Here is a 15,513-nt window from a genome sequence, read left to right as displayed (position 1 = left end):
TGGGGGGTGTCCGCCCGCAGCGTCCGGCACCGGCACAGGGTGCCCTCGTCGGGGACGGGCGGCCGGACCGAGGACGGACACCCCCCACCCCGGCCCCGGCTCACGAACCGGCCGTAGGCGCCAGGCACGCCACGACGAGACGGCAACGGGCCGCCGCAGGCAAAAAAGGGGCGCGGGGAACGGCGCGACCAGCCACAACGCACCCGCAGACGACAACGCACCCGGCGCCGCAGGCACACGCACCCGCACACGACAACGCACCCGGCGCCGCAGGCACACGCACCCGCACACGACACGCACCCGGCGCCGCAGGCACACGCACCCGCGACCACCCGCAACGCCTACAGGTAGTCCTCCAGCCTCCCCACCGTCAGCCCCCCGGCCTGGATCTCCCGCAGCAACCGCACCGTCCGCTCCCGCAGCAACGGCCCCGTCGTCTCGTCCGGATCCACCGCGATGATGTCCCCCGGCCCCAACCGCCGCTCCCCCGCGACGTACGACAACCCCCCGTCACCGCCCACCGACACCCGCCACAGCACCACCGCCGAGATCCCGCAGTCCCCCGCCGCCCGCAACGTCGTCGCGTCGTACGTGCCGTACGGCGGCCGGAACAGCCGCGGCCGCACCCCGAACCGGGCGCGCAGCTTGCGCTGCTGCCCGCAGATCTCCGCCCGCTGCCCGGCGTACGGCAGGCCCCGCATCGCGGGGTGGTCGAGCGTGTGGTTCTCCAGCGACGCCCCGACCGCCCGCAGCCGCGCGAAGTGCGCGTGGCCCGGCCCGGCCCCCGGCCCGACCACACTGTCCGTGAGGAACATCCCCACCGGCAGCCGCAGTTCCCGCACCAGGTCGACGAACCGGGGGTCCCGCTCGGCCCCGTCGTCGTACGTCAGAAAGACGACCTTGTCGCGCGTCGGCACCCGGTCGACGACCAGCGGCAGACCGGATCCGGATCCCGCCCCGCCGAGGACCCGGCCGACGCGCCCGCGCGAAGCGGACGGCGCGGGAGCCAGGGGCCGTGAAAGACCCCAGCGCCGGTACGCCGGCCGGGCGGCGGGACGGTGCGTGCCCACCCGTTCCGCCGTCTTCTTGCCGAGCCGTTCGATCGGGTCCACCGACTGCGCGCACCCCGCCAGACAGACCGCCGCCGAACAGACCGCGGCCAGCAGAACGGCCAGCGGCCCCCGCCCCCGCGTCCTCACAGGTAGTCCTCCAGGCGGGCCACCGCGTACCCCTTGTCCGTCACCTTCTTCAGGAACCGGCGGACCATGTCGGGCATCGTGCCCTTCCAGTCGTCCCGGCCGCGGAAGTGCGTCAGGACGATGTCGCCGGGGTGGAGGTCCTGGTCCACCTCGCGGTACTCCCAGTGGTCGACGAAGACCTCCTCGTCCCAGAGCGGGGCGTACTTGATCCCGCAGGACTTGGCGGCACGCAGCGTGTCCTGGTTGTAGTTGCCGTACGGCGGCCGGAAGACGGTCGGCCGCTTGCCGTACTGCTTCTCGATGATGTCCTGCATGTCGCAGATCTCGTGCTTCTGCTGGGCGTAGGACAGCCCCGGCAGATATGGGTGGTGCAGGGTGTGGTTGTTCAGCGTCACCCCCCGCGCCTGCATCTTCTTGAAGTAGCCGTAGTCGTTCTTGATCAGGTAGTTGCTGAGGAAGGCCGTGTACGGGATGCGCAGGTCGCTCATCATGCGCAGGAACGCGGGGTCCTTCTCGGCGCCGTCGTCGATGGTGAGGAAGACGATCTTCTGGTCGGTCGGGATCCGGGTGAAGACGGGCGGCAGGCCCAGTTCCTCCTGGTCGTCGACCTCGAAGCCCTGGCGGGTGTGGATCCGGGGCTTCTGCCGGGGCGGCGCCGGAGCGGTCAGCGGGACCTTGGACAGACCCCAGCGCTTGGCGGCCGCCACCCGCGCGGCGTACTCGACGCGCAGCTTGGTGGCGTAGGAGTCGAGGGCGCGCGCCGGGGGCGCGTGCAGGGCCTGCTGCTGACCGGCGGCCGGGTCGACCCGGGACCCCGTGGCGCCCGTGCCCGCGGCGCAGCCGGAGGCGAGGGCGGTGGCGGCGAGCACGGCCAGGGAGCCGCGCAGGACTCCACGCCGACCCACCCGATATTTGTCATTTTGTACGACTACTCCCATGGGCTCGGATCTTCGCAGCCCGCCCTCGACGGGCCGCCCCGACACCACCACCGGCCGCCCACCATCCACCGAGTGGCCCACACCCCGCCCCCCTGCCCGACAATGACCCGGTGAACGACCTCGCGCCCCTCCTCACCCCCGAAGGCCGCGCCCTGCTCGACCAGGTGCGTGACACCGACCCCGCCGACGAGCTCGCCGTCGCCACCCGGCTCCGCCGGGACCACCCGGCGGAGCTGGTGTCGGCCGCACTCGGCCAGGCGCGGCTGCGGCAGCGGGCGGTGGCGAAGTTCGGGGCCGAGGACGCCGCGCGGATGTTCTTCACACCCAACGGCGTCGAGCAGTCGACACGGGCGAGCGTCGCCGCGTACCGGGCGGCCCGGATGAAGGACCTGGGCGTCACCTCTGTCGCCGACCTGTGCTCGGGCATCGGCGGCGACGCGCTCGCGCTCGCCCGCGCCGGGATCCGCGTCCTCGCCGTGGACCGCGACCCGCTGACCGCGGCGGCGGCCCGCGCCAACGCCGAGGCGCTCGGGCTCGGCGACCTCATCGAGGTGCGGGAGGCGGACGTCACCGAGGTCGACACCAGCGGATACGACGCGGTGTTCGTCGACCCCGCCCGGCGCGGCGGACGCGGCCGCATCTTCGACCCCGAGGCGTACTCACCGCCCCTGTCCTGGGCCGTGCAGGCGGCGCTCAAGGCCCCGCACGCCGCGCTGAAGATCGCCCCCGGCGTTCCGCACGACGCGGTGCCCGCCGAGGCCGAGGCAGAGTGGATCTCCGACAGCGGCGACGTGAAGGAGGCGGTGCTGTGGTTCGGCACCGGCGCGCCGGGCGCGGTCCGGGCGACGCTGCTGCCGGGGCCGTACACCCTGTCCGGCCGCGGACTGCCCGACCCGGCCGTCCGTCCCGTCGGGCGCTACCTCTACGAGCCCGACGGCGCCGTCATCCGCGCGCATCTGGTCGCCGAGGTGGCCCAACAGGTCGGCGGCGGGCTGCTGGACGCGACGATCGCCTACGTCACGTCCGACGAGCCGCACTCGACGCCGTACGCCTCCGCCTACGAGATCACCGACCAACTCCCCTTCAACGTGAAGAAGTTGAGGGCGCTGCTGCGGGAGCGCCAGGTGGGTGTGCTGACGGTGAAGAAGCGGGGCTCGGCGGTCGAGCCGGAGGAGCTGCGCCGCAAGGTCCTCCCCAAGCCGCACGGGTCCCGGGCGGTCACCGTCTTCCTCACCCGGGTGGCGGGCGCCCCGACCATGCTGCTCGGCCGGCCGGCCTAGGTGCGGTCGTCGGGAGCCTCCCGGCCCCTCGGGGCCGCACCGCACTCCGCCGCGCGCCGCTGGAGCAGCTCACGCTCCCGCTCGTTGGCCGTCAGGGACGCGGCCCGTTCGAACTCCGCGCGCGCCTGCTCCGTACGCCCGAGGCGTTGCAGCAGGTCACCGCGGACGCTGGGCAGGAGGTGGTAGTCGCGCAGCCGGTCGGCGAGGCCGTCGACGATCTCCAGGGCGGGGCCCGGGCCGTCCGCCATGGACACGGCCACCGCCCGGTTCAGTTCCACCACCGGCGAGGGGGCGCGGGCGGCGAGCAGGCCGTACAGGGTCGCGATGGACGCCCAGTCGGTCTCCTCGTAGGTGTGGGCGCGGGCGTGGCATGCCGCGATGGCCGCCTGGAGGGCGTACGGCCCGGGAGAGCCGGCAGCCGTGGCCTCGGCGCGCTCCAGGGCGGCGACACCCCGGGCGATGAACAGACGGTTCCAGCGGCTGCGGTTCTGGTCCGCGAGCAGGACCGGCTCGCCGTTCGGGCCGGTGCGGGCGGCGGCGCGGGCGGCCTGGAACTCCAGCAGCGCGGCGAGCCCGTGCACCTCGGGTTCCTTGGGCATCAGCTGGGCGAGTTGCCGGGCGAGCCGCAGCGCGTCCTCGCACAGCGACGGACGCAGCCAGTCGTCGCCCGCGGTGGCCGCGTACCCCTCGTTGAAGACCAGGTAGATGACGTCGAGGACCGAGCCCAGGCGGGCCGCGCGGTCGGGGCCGTAGGGGACCTCGAAGGCGACGTTCTTCGTGGCCAGGGTGCGTTTGGCGCGCACGATCCGCTGGGCGACCGTCGGCTCCGGCACCAGGAACGCGCGGGCGATCTCGGCGGTGCTCAGACCGCCGAGCAGGCGCAGGGTGAGGGCGATGCGGGCCTCGGCGGACAGCACCGGGTGGCAGGCGGTGAAGACGAGCCGGAGCAGGTCGTCGTCGATGTCGTCCGGGTCGGCGGGCTCCTCGGGCGGGACCGTCGTGTCGAGGCCGCGGCCGATCTCCTGAAGCTTGCGGGCGTAGCTCTCCCGGCGCCGGATCAGGTCGACGGCACGGCGGCGGGCGGCGGTGGTCAGCCAGGCGCCCGGGTTGTCGGGCACGCCGTCGCGCGGCCACTGCTCCAGGGCGGCGACGAGGGCGTCCTGGGCGAGCTCCTCGGCGATGCCTATGTCCCGGACGACACGGGTGACCGCGGCGATGACGCGCGGGAACTCCATCCGGAAGACGGTCTCGATGGCGCTGCGCGGCTCGATGATGGGCTGCTCCTCCACAGCCCACCATCGAACACCGCTCACCGGCCCACGCCAAGCGGACGTCAGCCTTCGGCGATTTCGCGGACCTCGCAGGTGACCGTCCAGAACTCCTCGTGCACCTTCAGGAACCGCTTGGTCCACTCGACGGCCTCGGCCATGTCCTTGCACTGCATGATCGCGTAGCCGCCGACGACCTCCTTGGTCTCGGTGAACGGCCCGTCGGTGACAGAGATCTCGCCGCCCTCCCAGTGGACCCGCTTGCCCTGCGCGGACGGCGTCAGCCCGTCGGTGGCGAGCATGACACCCGCCTTGGTGATCTCCTCGATCAGCTCCCCCATGCGCTGCATCAGCTCGGGGCTGGGGCCCCCGGCGGGCGTGTTGTTCTCGTCGATCCGCACGAGCGACAGGTAGCGGGGCATGACGCCTCCTCGGTGTCCGTTCGGCCGGGTCCTTCCCGGCCTCTCACCCCTGCGTCGAACGGCGGACGACGGGATCGACACCCGCGCCGGATTTTTTTCCCGGGAGATTTCCGCGCCCCTTTCCCGGCCCCTGCCCAGGGGCCCCTCCCCGGCCCCCGGACCGAGGAGGTGCGACGCTCATGTGACGAAGGCTCGCCGAAAGTTTCGGTTGTGCAACCGATTGACTTCGGAGGTGCGTGGGGCACCCGCTCCACGGGTCAATACGTCACCTACCGGCCACCCGGGGCCCCGGTGCTCGCCCGTACCTCCAGGCTGGTCGCCAGCTCCACCCGGGTGGCCGCCGGTGTCCCGTCCCCGCGTCCCAGCTCCAGCACCAGCCGGGCCGCCGCCTCGGCCATCTCGGTCAGCGGCTGCCGCACCGTCGTCAGCGGCGGCCCGACCCAGCGGGCCACCGGCAGGTCGTCGAAGCCGACGACACTGAGATCACCGGGGATGCGCAGGCCCAGCTCGCGCGCGGCCTCGTACAGGCCGAGCGCCTGGAGATCGTTGCCGGCGAAGACGGCCGTGGGCCGCTCGGGCAGCCGCAGCAGCTCCCGGCCGAGCCGGTAGCCGGTCTCGTGGTGGAAGTCGCCCGTTTTGATCAGCGCCGGGTCGACGGGCAGTCCGGCGGTCTCCAGAGCGGCCCGGTAGCCGTCGACGCGGGCGCGGCTGCACATCATCCGCTTCGGTCCGCTGAGCGCGCCGATCCGCGTGTGGCCGAGATCGATCAGGTGGCGGGTGGCGGCGAGGCCTCCCTGCCAGTTGGTGGCGCCGATGGAGGGCACGTCGGCGCCGGGGTCCCCGGCCGGGTCCATCACCACGAACGGGATGGAGCGGCTGGTCAGCAGGGCCCGCTGGGACTCGTCGAGGTCGGACAGCACAAGGATCACGCCGTGCGGGCGGCGCGCGGCGACCTGGTCGGCCCAGGTCCGCCCGGGGGTGAGCCGCCCGGCGCTCTCGCTGAGCACGACGCTCAGTCCGGCATCGCGGGCGACGTTCTCCACACCCCGGATGACCTCCATCGCCCAGGCGCTCTCCAGCTCGTGGAAGACCAGGTCGATCAGCGGGGAGCGGCTTGCCTCGGCCCGCCGGCGCCGGTAGCCGTGGGCCCGCAGCAGTTCCTCGACCCGGGTCCGGGTGGCCGGGGCGACGTCGGCACGGCCGTTGAGGACCTTCGAGACGGTCGGGGCCGACACGCCGGCCTCACGGGCGATCTCGGCGAGCGTCGCGGTGCGGCCGGACCGGCCTGTGGTCTGCGTTCCGGCGGATTCCGAGGCTGTCATGGCGGCGATCGTATCCCCGCTCGCCCGAAACATTCGACTGCCTACGGGTCCGGACCGCCGGGCGTGGACCCCCTCGGGCCCCTGCCCGGCTCGCGCCGGACGGGCCGAGGGGACCTTCGCCCCCGGCCGGCCCGCGCCGGACCTGCCGTCCCGCACCCCACAGACCCTCGCTCCCGGGGAGAGAGGGCCGCGCGGCGCGGCTGGTCCGGGCGGCCGCGCGCGGCTGGTCCGGGCGGCCGACGGCGCGGATGCGGGGTCCGCAGGGGACCCGGACCGCTCAGACCGCCAGCGTCGCGTCCGTGATCTCCCGGACCCGCTCCAGGATGTCGGCGCGGCCGCGCAGGATCCACGAGATGTGCTGCGCGCCGAAGACGGCGGAGACCAGCACCCGCGCGAGCGCCTCCGGCGCACAGCCCTCGGGGGTGTCCTCGGCCAGCCAGCGGGCGAGGATGTCGGTGTACTCGCGGTAGGGCTCGGGCAGTGCGGAACCGATCTGCGAGCGCTCGATCTGCAGGCGCGCCCCCGCCTGGATGACGACGTCGTCCCGGAAGGCGGCGGCCGTGCGCAGCAGGAACTCCACGACCCGTTCGCGCGGCGGCAGCCCGAGGGCCTCGACCTCCTCCGCGAGCGCGCGCAGCCGCCCGTAGAAGTCCTCCGACACGGCGGAGGCCAGCTGCTCCTTGCCCGCGTAGTGGAAGTAGACGGCGCCCTTGGTCATCCCGGCGTGCTCGGCGATGTCCAGCACGGTCACGTCGGGGAAGCCGCCGTCGGCGAAGGCCCGGGCGGCGGCCCGGAGCACCTGCTCCCGCGTGCGCAGGGCCCGCTCCTGCCGGGGCCGGCCCCGCGTGGCCGTGGGCCGCCGGGAACCGGCCACCGTCTCGTCCGTGCCCATCGCTGCCTCGCTTCTTCAAGAAGACCTTCTTGAAGGTATTTTATCTGCCCGCCCACGGCGAGGGCGATGGCCGGATGACCGAAAAAACGGCCTAAAAAAATTCATGTGCGAAGGTATATTTCACGCAGCTGCTTCCCCACGGTCCAAGGAGTCGGCACATGCACGTCCTCACCCTGGTTGACCGAACCCCGCACGCGCCCCGGCCGCGGCCCGCACTGCCCCCCGCCGAGGTCGCCCGCGCCGCGGCCACGGCCGCCGCCGGAGCCCGACGGGCCGACGACAGCCGGAGACTGAGCGAGGAGACCGTCGCCGCGCTGGACGCGGCCGGCTTCGCCCGCCACTTCGTCCCGCGCGAACACGGCGGCGCCGAGGGCACCTTCACCGACCTCTTCGACGCGGCCGTCGCCGTCGCCGAGGGCTGCCCCTCCGCCGCCTGGTGCGCCACGCTGTGGGCGGTGCACGCCCGCTACGCCGCCCGGCTGCCCGAGAAGGGCCGGCGCGAGGTGTGGTCCGCCTCGCCCTCCGTCCGGATCGCCGCCGCCGTCCTTCCGCCGGCCGGGCGCGCGGTCGCCGCCTCCGGCGGCTGGCGGCTGACCGGCCGCTGGGGAATGGCTAGCGGCGTCGAGTGGTCCGACTGGGTGCTGCTGGCGGCCCCGGCCGACGAGGGGCCCGGTCCGGTACGGGCGTTCGCGGTGCCGCGTACGGCCGTCACCGTGCACGACACGTGGGACGGCACCGGGCTGCGGGCCACCGGCAGCCACGCCGTCGGCGTGGACGACGTCTTCGTGCCGGCCCACCGCAGCGTGCCGTTCGCCGCGCTGACCGACGGTGGGCCCGGGCCCGGCGCCCGATGCCACACCGTCCCGGCCCATCTGCCGGGCCCGCTGCTGTTCGCCGCGCCGGCGCTGGGTGCCGCCCGGCACGCGCTGGCCGCCTTCACCGAGCGGGCGACGGCCGCCACGCCGGCCGGGACCGTCCCGCTGCACGGCACGCCGGCCCTGCAGGACGCGCTCGCCCGCTCCGCCGTCGAGATCGACTCCGTCGCCCTGCTGTGGCGGCGGGCCATCGGCCGGGCGGACGCGGGCCCGGTCGACGCGGCGGCCGTCGCCCGCAACCGGCGGGACGCCGCCTATGGAGTGGAGACGCTGGTCACCGCCGTGGAACGGCTGTTCAGGGCCGGTGGCGGCGCGGCCCGCGACGCGGGCGGCGCGCTCCAGCGGTGCTGGCGGGACGTGCACACGGTCGCCGCGCACGGCGCTCTACGCACGGACGCCGCCGCGCAGGCGTACGCGGCGGCCCTGCCGGACGCGGCGGGTTCCGGCGCCGGTGGGCGCCTCGCCGACGGCGGCGAAGCCCGCGCGGGGACGGCGGCGGGATGAGCGGGGCGCGGCCGGAGTACCTGGTCTTCAGCGACGTGGACGAGACCCTCGTCACCGCCAAGAGCCTGCTCGAGTTCCTCGACCACTACTTCCGGGGCCGGTACGGCCGCCGCGGCGCCCTCAGGGCCGCGGGCGTCCGTGAGGAGCTGACCGGCCTCCTGGCCCGGGGCGCGTCCCGGGCCGAGGCCAATCGTCACTACTACCGGGCCTGGCGGGGCGAGTCCGCGGCGGCGGTCCGCGACTGGGGCGCGCGGTGGTGCGCGGCACGCGCCGCCGACCCCGGGTTCTACATCGCGCCGACGCTGGCCGCCCTGCGCGACCACGTGCGGCGGGGCGCGGCCGTCGTCCTGGTCTCGGGTTCCTTCCCCGCGGTGCTCGACCCGCTGGCCGAGCGGGTGGGCGCCGCCCGCGTGCTGTGCAGCACGCCCCGGGTGCGCCGGGGCGTGCACACGGGCACCCTGCACGGTCCGCCCATGATCGGCGAGGCCAAGCGGCAGGCGGTGCGCGCGGTCCTCGCCGAGCACCCGCACATCCACCCCGCCGACTGCTACGCGTACGGCGACCACCTCTCGGACCTGCCGATGCTGACCGAGGTGGGCCACCCGGTCCAGGTGGGCGACGACCCGAGGCTGCGCGCCCGGCTGGGCTACCCCGCCGCCGTGAGCCCGGCGATCGCCGCGAGCGGAATGTGCAGCCAGTCGGGCCGGTTGCGCCGCTCGTAGGCCGTTTCGTACACCGCCTTGTCCAGGGTGTACGCCCGCAGGAGCGGGTCGTGGACGGACGGGTCCGTGCCGGAGGTCCGGGCGTAGCCGCGGCAGAAGGACCGCCGGCTCGCCGCCGACCAGGCACGGGTGCCGCCGTGGGCGGCCGCGTAGTCGAAGGAACGCAGCATGCCGGCGACGTCCCGCAGCGGCGAGTGGAGTTCCGCGCGCAGCGCCATCGCGCAGGACGGCTCGCCCTCGAAGTCGATCACCGTCCAGGTGGAGCCGGTGCACAGCAACTGCCCCAGGTGCAGGTCGCCGTGGACCCGCTGCACGGTCGCCCCGGGCGGCAGGTCAGCGAGGGCGGCGTAGGCGGCGCGCAGCGCGTCCTCGTACGGGGCCAGCTCGGGCACATGGGCCAGGGCCTGTTCGAGCCGGGTGAGGAAGGCGGCGGTGAGGTCGGCGAGGTGGTCCTCGTCCATCGGCCGGGAGCCGAGCCGTGCGGCGAGGTCGCGGTGCACGGCGGCCACCGCCTGCCCCATGGCGTAGGCCTCCCCCTCGAAACCGCGGTCCTCCCGGGCGGCTTCCAGCGCGCGGGTCCAGCCGTCGGCGGCACCGGGCAGGAAGCCCTGGACCACGGCGAGCGTGACCGGGCCGTCGGGCAGTTCGGTCTCGACGGCGCCGTACAGCGGGGCGGTGTGCGGGTTGCCGGCGGCCCGCAGGGCGCGGGTGAGCTCGAGTTCGGGGTTGGTGCCGGGGTGCAGCTGGCGGAAGACCTTCAGCAGGTAGCGGTCGTCGGCGACGACCGAGGTGTTGCTCTGCTCGACGCCGAGCGGCCGGCAGTCGGTGACCCGGCCGCGCGGCGGCCAGGCCGCGCAGTTCGGTTCGCTGCGGAAGGCGAGCCGGGGGTGGTCGCTGTCCCCGGCGACCAGGTGCAGCAGTTCCCGAACCAGGACCGGGTCGCTCATGCCCTCGACGACGGCCTCCTCGTCCTGCACGGCGATGACGTGCCCGCCGTCGGGCGGCTCGTTCGCCGGGTGCACGCCGATGGGCACCTGGTAGAGCTGTCCGGGGCCGCCGTCGGCGTACTCGGCCTCGACGAGCAGGATCATGCCGTGCGGCGTCACGGCGGACACCTCGGTGACACGGGCCGTGCGCAGCGGCCGGTCCTTGCCGGCGTACCAGCGCTGCCCGGGCAGCCAGGCGGCGAGCGCCCGCTGAAGGCGCGCGCCGTCGACCGGCGGTACGGCGGTGAGGGCGGCGTCGCTCACACCGGCCTCCGGTCCTCGTCGGGGCAGATGCAGAACCAGTGGAAGCCGTGGCCGCCGATGCTGAGCCGGTAGGGCGTGGACCCGATGACGGGGTAGCGGGCGCCGCCGCGCACCTCGACCGGGGTGATGCCGGCGTAGGCGCGCAGGTCCAGTTCGGCGGGTTGGGCGTGGCGGGAGAGGTTGTTGACGCACAGCACCTGGGAGCGGGTGCCGTCGGGGGCCGTGTAGTGGCGGACGAAGGCGAAGACGGCCGGGTTGTCGACCTCCACCTCGGCGAACTCGCCGAGTCCGAACGCGGCGTGCCGGCGGCGTCCCGCGAGCATCTCCCGGGTCCAGTGCAGCAGTGAGGAGGGGTTGTCCAGCTGGCTTTCGACGTTGACGCTCTGGTAGCCGTACACCGGGTCCATCACGGCCGGGAGGGTGAGGCGGCCGGGGTCGGCCGTGGAGAAGCCGGCGTTGCGGTCGGGCGCCCACTGCATGGGGGTGCGCACGCTGTCGCGGTCGCCGAGCCAGATGTTGTCGCCCATGCCGATCTCGTCGCCGTAGTACAGGATCGGCGAGCCGGGAAGGGACAGCAGCAGGGCGGTGAACAGCTCGATCTGCTTGCGGTCGTTGTTGAGCAGGGGCGCGAGCCGGCGGCGGATGCCGATGTTGGCCCGCATGCGCGGGTCCTTGGCGTACTCCGCGTACATGTAGTCGCGCTCCTCGTCGGTGACCATCTCCAGGGTCAGCTCGTCGTGGTTGCGCAGGAAGATGCCCCACTGGCAGCCGGACGGGATCTTGGGCGTGGAGGCGAGGATCTCCGAGACCGGGTAGCGCGAGCCCTGGCGGACCGCCATGAACAGGCGCGGCATGAGCGGGAAGTGGAACGCCATGTGGCATTCGTCACCGCCCCGCTCGTAGTCGCCGAAGTAGTCGACGACGTCCTCCGGCCACTGGTTGGCCTCGGCCAGCAGCACCCGGCCGGGGTACTCGGTGTCGACCACCTCTCGCACCCGCTTCAGGAACGCGTGCGTGGCGGGCAGGTTCTCGCAGTTGGTGCCCTCCTGCGCGTGGAGGTACGGCACCGCGTCCAGCCGGAAGCCGTCGACGCCGAGGTCCAGCCAGTAGCGCAGGTTGTCCAGCATCTCCTCCTGCACGCGCGGGTTCTCGTAGTTGAGGTCGGGCTGGTGGGAGAAGAACCGGTGGAAGTAGTACTGGCCGCGCACCTGGTCGTAGGCCCAGTTGGAGGTCTCGGTGTCGACGAAGATGATCCGGGCGTCCGGATAGCCCTTGTCGTGGTCGGCCCACATGTAGTAGTCGCCGTAGGGGCCGTCGGGGTCGCGCCTCGACTCCTGGAACCAGGGGTGCTGGTCGCTGGTGTGGTTCATGACCATGTCGATGATGACGCGGATGCCGCGCGCGTGCGCCTCGGTCAGGAGCGTGCGGAAGTCCTCGGCGGTGCCGAACTCCGGCAGCACCTCCCGGTAGCCGGAGACGTCGTAACCTCCGTCCCTGAGCGGCGACTTGAAGAACGGCGGCAGCCACAGGCAGTCCACGCCGAGCCAGGTGAGGTAGTCGAGTTTGGCGGTCAGGCCCTTGAGGTCGCCGACCCCGTCGCCGTCGCTGTCCTGGAAGGAGCGGACGAGCACCTCGTAGAAGACCGCCCGCTTGAACCAGTCGGGGGTCACCGTGTTGTCGATGGTCACTGCTGCCTCCAGGTGAGGATGCGGGCGGGGGCCGAGGCCGGGTCGGTCATCACGGCGAACCGGTCCGTCAGCGGCACGCGTTCGCCGGTGACGGCGTCGGCGACGGGCTGCGCGGGCGGCTGGAGCACCTCCGGGTCGAGCGTCACGGTGCCCTTCTCCGGGGCGTCCGGGGTGAGACCGACCACGCACAGCACGGTGTCGCCGGTGGCCGGGTCGGTCTTGGAGTAGGCGATCAGGGCGTCGTTGTCCGTGGGGTGGAAACGCAGGGTGCGCAGCTGCTGGAGCGCCGGGTGGGCGCGGCGCACGGTGTTGAGGAGGGTGAGCCAGGGCTCCAGGGAACGTCCGGCGGCGCGGGCGGCGGCCCAGTCGCGGGGACGCAGCTCGTACTTCTCCGAGTGGGCGTACTCCTCGCAGGCGCCGGCGGGGCGCAGGGGCTCGTTCTCGTACAGCTCGTAGCCGGCGTACACGCCCCAGCTGGGCGAGAGGGTCGCGGCGAGTGCGGCGCGCACGGCGAACGCGCCGGGGCCGCCGGTCTGCAGATGCACCGGCAGGATGTCCGGGGTGTTCACGAAGAAGTTGGGGCGCAGGAAGTCGCTGTCGGCGACGAGTTCCGTCAGATATTCGGTGAGTTCCTGCTTCGTCTCGCGCCAGGTGAAGTAGGTGTAGGACTGGGCGAATCCACGGCGGGCCAGCCCTTTCAGGACGGCGGGCCGGGTGAACGCCTCGGCGAGGAAGAACACATCCGGGAATTCCCGGTGGATCTCGTCGAGAAGGCGGGTCCAGAATGCCGCCGGTTTGGTGTGCGGATTGTCGACACGGAAGATGCGGACGCCGCGGTGGATCCACAGCCGCACGATGCGCAGGATTTCCGCGTAAAGGGATTCCGGGGCACGGTCGAAGTCCAGGGGATAGATGTCCTGGTACTTCTTCGGCGGGTTCTCCGCGTAGGCGATGGACCCGTCGGGGCGGTGGGTGAACCACTCGGGGTGCTCGGTCACCCAGGGGTGGTCGGGTGCGCACTGCAACGCCAGGTCGAGGGCGACCTCCATTCCGTGCGCGCGGGCCTCGGCTACGAAGTGGGCGAAGTCCTCCGGTGTGCCGAGGTCGGGGTGGACGGCGTCGTGGCCGCCGTCCGCCGAGCCGATCGCCCAGGGCGAGCCGACGTCGCCGGGCGCGGCCGTCAGCGCGTTGTCGCGGCCCTTGCGGTGGACGCGGCCGATGGGGTGGACGGGCGGCAGGTAGACCACGTCGAAGCCCAGAGCGGCGATCCGGGGAAGTTCGGCGGCGGCGGTGCGCAGGGTGCCGTGCACGGCGGTGCCGTCGGCGCGCCGGCCGCCGGTGGAGCGCGGGAAGAACTCGTACCAGCTGCCGAACAGGGCACGCGGCCGGTCCACCCGCAGACGGTGCACGGATGACCGGGTGACCAGGTCACGGGGGCCTTCCTCGGCCATCGCCCGCTGCACCGCTGCGGACAGCGCGGCCTCGGCGCGCCGGGCGGGGGTGCGGCCGGCGTCGCGCAGGCCGGCGGCGGCCGACCGCAGCAGCCGGACACGGCCGGCCTCGGGGCCGCCACCCTGTGTCCCGGTGCAGGCGGGGCCCGCCGCCCGCTCCAGCAGCCGGGCCCCTTCCTCCAGTTCGTTGCCGAGGTCACGGACACCCGCGTCGAGCTTCGCCCGCAGCCCCGCCGTCCAGGTGGCCCACGGGTCGCTCCAGGCCACGACCTGGAAGGTCCACGGGCCCGGCGCGTCGGCGACCACCGTCGCCCCCCACCGGTCCAGCCCCGGGTCCTCCAGGCGCAGCGGCACGGTCCGCGGCGGCCCCGACGGGCCGCGCAGCACCACCTCGGCCGCGACGGCCGCGTGGCCCTCGCGCCACACCGTGGCGCTCACCGGGATCGGCTCCCCCGTCACGGCCTTGGCCGGGAACGCCCCGCGGGCGACCACCGGCGATATGTCCTCTATTGCTATTCGACCGTCCAACGCTTCCTCCAGATGTGCGCCGGCAAGTGCGGCATTCAGCGTGGCCCGGCCTGAATTCGGGGGACAAGGATTTCCCCGGGACCGCCCGCCGCAGAGGAAAGTTGGACGAGTCGCGGAGCGGGCCGCCGCAACGGCCCTGACACTGAGGCAAGTCGGCACAGTTGCCGCTCACCGCACCGGGAGCGTTGCCGCCGTGCGGCGCCCACGGCTTCACTGGCTGACGTCACAACACGACGTCGCACGGCAACCCTTTCCCGAAGGAGAATTCCGTGTCCAAACGCATCCTGGTGGTGCTTTCCGAATACGGTTACTGGGGCGAGGAACTCGTCGGCCCGCTCGAGGCCTTCGACGCCCGCGGTTACCGCACCACCTTCATGACCCCCACCGGAAAGCGGGCGCACGCGCTGCCGCCGAGCCTGGACTCCGAGTACGTCGACCCGCCGCTCGGCCGCTCGGTCACCACCCGGGACATGGCCCGCAAGGCGCGCACCCTGGACGACTCCGACCGGCTCGACAACCCGCTGAGCCTGGCCGACCTGATCCCCGAGCGCCCCTACGACAGTGCGCTCAACCACCTGCGGGAGCTGGAGGAGTACCACCGCCGGCTGTCCGCGGCCACCGACGAGCTGGTGTCGGACTTCGACGCGCTGGTCATCGTCGGCGGCAGCGGCCCCATCGTGGACCTGGCCAACAACGAGCGGCTGCACGAGGTGGTGCTGGCCTTCGTCGCCGCCGACAAGCCGGTGCTGGCCGAGTGCTACGGCGTGGCGACGCTGGCGTTCGCCCGCGACTGGGAGTCCCGGCGCAGCCTGCTGTGGGGCAAGCACGTCACCGGCCACCCCAAGGAGTACGACTACAAGGACGGCACCGGGTTCCTCGGCGTCGAGTTCAACATGGGTCCGCCGCCGTACCCGCTGGAGTACATCCTGCGCGACGCCACCGGCCCCGAGGGCCGCTTCCACGGCAACGTCGGCAAGGAGACGTCGGTGATCGTCGACTTCCCCTTCGTCACCGCCCGCTCCACTCCGGACTCGGTCCTCTCCGGCGAGCTGCTGGTCAAGGTGCTGGAGGAGGGCCTGCGCCGCTACGGCTGGTGACGGCCCCCGGCGCCTCCGGCCAGTACGGGTCCGGCGGCCGGCCGGCCCGGCCAGGCGCCCCCGCCCGGCGCTTCCGC

Annotated in this window: 13 protein-coding genes; 4 read left to right on the top strand and 9 right to left on the bottom strand. The window is 73.5% G+C overall.

Annotated features, from left to right (window positions below):
- Positions 1 to 341: 341 nt before the first annotated feature.
- Positions 342 to 1,199, bottom strand: a complete 858-nt coding sequence (locus tag ACZ67Q_RS25485) for a polysaccharide deacetylase family protein (protein ID WP_471186138.1) — start codon at positions 1,197 to 1,199, stop codon at positions 342 to 344.
- Positions 1,196 to 2,137, bottom strand: coding sequence for a polysaccharide deacetylase family protein (locus ACZ67Q_RS25480; protein WP_471186135.1), 942 nt, complete (start codon positions 2,135 to 2,137; stop codon positions 1,196 to 1,198). Before ACZ67Q_RS25480 ends, ACZ67Q_RS25485 begins: the two co-directional genes overlap by 4 nt.
- Before the next feature lie 110 nt (positions 2,138 to 2,247).
- On the opposite strand from ACZ67Q_RS25480, the gene ACZ67Q_RS25475 reads away from it, so the two are divergent.
- Positions 2,248 to 3,417: a THUMP-like domain-containing protein gene (locus ACZ67Q_RS25475; protein WP_471186132.1), complete on the top strand. Its 1,170-nt coding sequence runs from the start codon at positions 2,248 to 2,250 to the stop codon at positions 3,415 to 3,417.
- On the opposite strand, the gene ACZ67Q_RS25470 is transcribed toward ACZ67Q_RS25475, so the two are convergent.
- The 4 genes from ACZ67Q_RS25470 to ACZ67Q_RS25455 all read right to left on the bottom strand — a co-directional run bounded on the left by ACZ67Q_RS25470 (position 3,414) and on the right by ACZ67Q_RS25455 (position 7,321).
- Positions 3,414 to 4,706, bottom strand: coding sequence for an RNA polymerase sigma factor (locus tag ACZ67Q_RS25470; RefSeq protein WP_471186129.1), 1,293 nt, complete (start codon positions 4,704 to 4,706; stop codon positions 3,414 to 3,416). The two genes, ACZ67Q_RS25475 and ACZ67Q_RS25470, sit on opposite strands and share 4 nt — an antisense overlap.
- A 44-nt stretch (positions 4,707 to 4,750) precedes the next feature.
- On the bottom strand, positions 4,751 to 5,107 hold the full coding sequence (locus ACZ67Q_RS25465; protein ID WP_471186126.1) for a YciI family protein: 357 nt from the start codon (positions 5,105 to 5,107) through the stop codon (positions 4,751 to 4,753).
- 269 nt (positions 5,108 to 5,376) lie between these two features.
- Positions 5,377 to 6,429 (bottom strand): LacI family DNA-binding transcriptional regulator, encoded by a 1,053-nt coding sequence (locus ACZ67Q_RS25460; RefSeq protein ID WP_471186124.1) that lies wholly within the window; start codon positions 6,427 to 6,429, stop codon positions 5,377 to 5,379.
- Between the two features lie 277 nt (positions 6,430 to 6,706).
- Positions 6,707 to 7,321: a ScbR family autoregulator-binding transcription factor gene (locus ACZ67Q_RS25455; protein ID WP_471186121.1), complete on the bottom strand. Its 615-nt coding sequence runs from the start codon at positions 7,319 to 7,321 to the stop codon at positions 6,707 to 6,709.
- A gap of 158 nt (positions 7,322 to 7,479) precedes the next feature.
- Between ACZ67Q_RS25455 and ACZ67Q_RS25450 the strand changes: the two genes are divergently transcribed.
- Positions 7,480 to 8,700 carry an acyl-CoA dehydrogenase family protein gene (locus tag ACZ67Q_RS25450; RefSeq protein WP_471186118.1) on the top strand — a complete coding sequence of 407 codons (1,221 nt, stop codon included), beginning with the start codon at positions 7,480 to 7,482 and terminating at the stop codon, positions 8,698 to 8,700.
- Positions 8,697 to 9,422 (top strand): HAD family hydrolase, encoded by a 726-nt coding sequence (locus ACZ67Q_RS25445; protein ID WP_471186115.1) that lies wholly within the window; start codon positions 8,697 to 8,699, stop codon positions 9,420 to 9,422. The genes ACZ67Q_RS25450 and ACZ67Q_RS25445 overlap by 4 nt, the downstream gene beginning before the upstream one ends.
- Here ACZ67Q_RS25445 and ACZ67Q_RS25440 read toward each other — a convergent pair.
- The 3 genes from ACZ67Q_RS25440 to ACZ67Q_RS25430 are packed head-to-tail and all read right to left on the bottom strand — an operon-like array spanning position 9,347 to position 14,339.
- Positions 9,347 to 10,672 carry a maltokinase N-terminal cap-like domain-containing protein gene (locus tag ACZ67Q_RS25440; RefSeq protein ID WP_471186112.1) on the bottom strand — a complete coding sequence of 442 codons (1,326 nt, stop codon included), beginning with the start codon at positions 10,670 to 10,672 and terminating at the stop codon, positions 9,347 to 9,349. The two genes, ACZ67Q_RS25445 and ACZ67Q_RS25440, sit on opposite strands and share 76 nt — an antisense overlap.
- Positions 10,669 to 12,360, bottom strand: coding sequence for a maltose alpha-D-glucosyltransferase (treS, locus tag ACZ67Q_RS25435; RefSeq protein WP_471186110.1), 1,692 nt, complete (start codon positions 12,358 to 12,360; stop codon positions 10,669 to 10,671). Before treS ends, ACZ67Q_RS25440 begins: the two co-directional genes overlap by 4 nt.
- The gene (locus tag ACZ67Q_RS25430; RefSeq protein ID WP_471186108.1) at positions 12,357 to 14,339 is read right to left on the bottom strand and encodes an alpha-1,4-glucan--maltose-1-phosphate maltosyltransferase; all 1,983 of its coding nucleotides are present in this window, start codon (positions 14,337 to 14,339) and stop codon (positions 12,357 to 12,359) included. Before ACZ67Q_RS25430 ends, treS begins: the two co-directional genes overlap by 4 nt.
- 269 nt (positions 14,340 to 14,608) lie before the next feature.
- On the opposite strand from ACZ67Q_RS25430, the gene ACZ67Q_RS25425 reads away from it, so the two are divergent.
- Complete coding sequence (locus ACZ67Q_RS25425) at positions 14,609 to 15,436, top strand: type 1 glutamine amidotransferase domain-containing protein (RefSeq protein WP_471186105.1); 828 nt, start codon at positions 14,609 to 14,611, stop codon at positions 15,434 to 15,436.
- Positions 15,437 to 15,513: the final 77 nt, after the last annotated feature.

The sequence above is a fragment of the Streptomyces sp. NPDC036813 genome (assembly GCF_055609245.1).
Note: the sequence above shows the minus strand (reverse complement) of the source record. Positions and strands in the feature narration are given on the sequence as shown.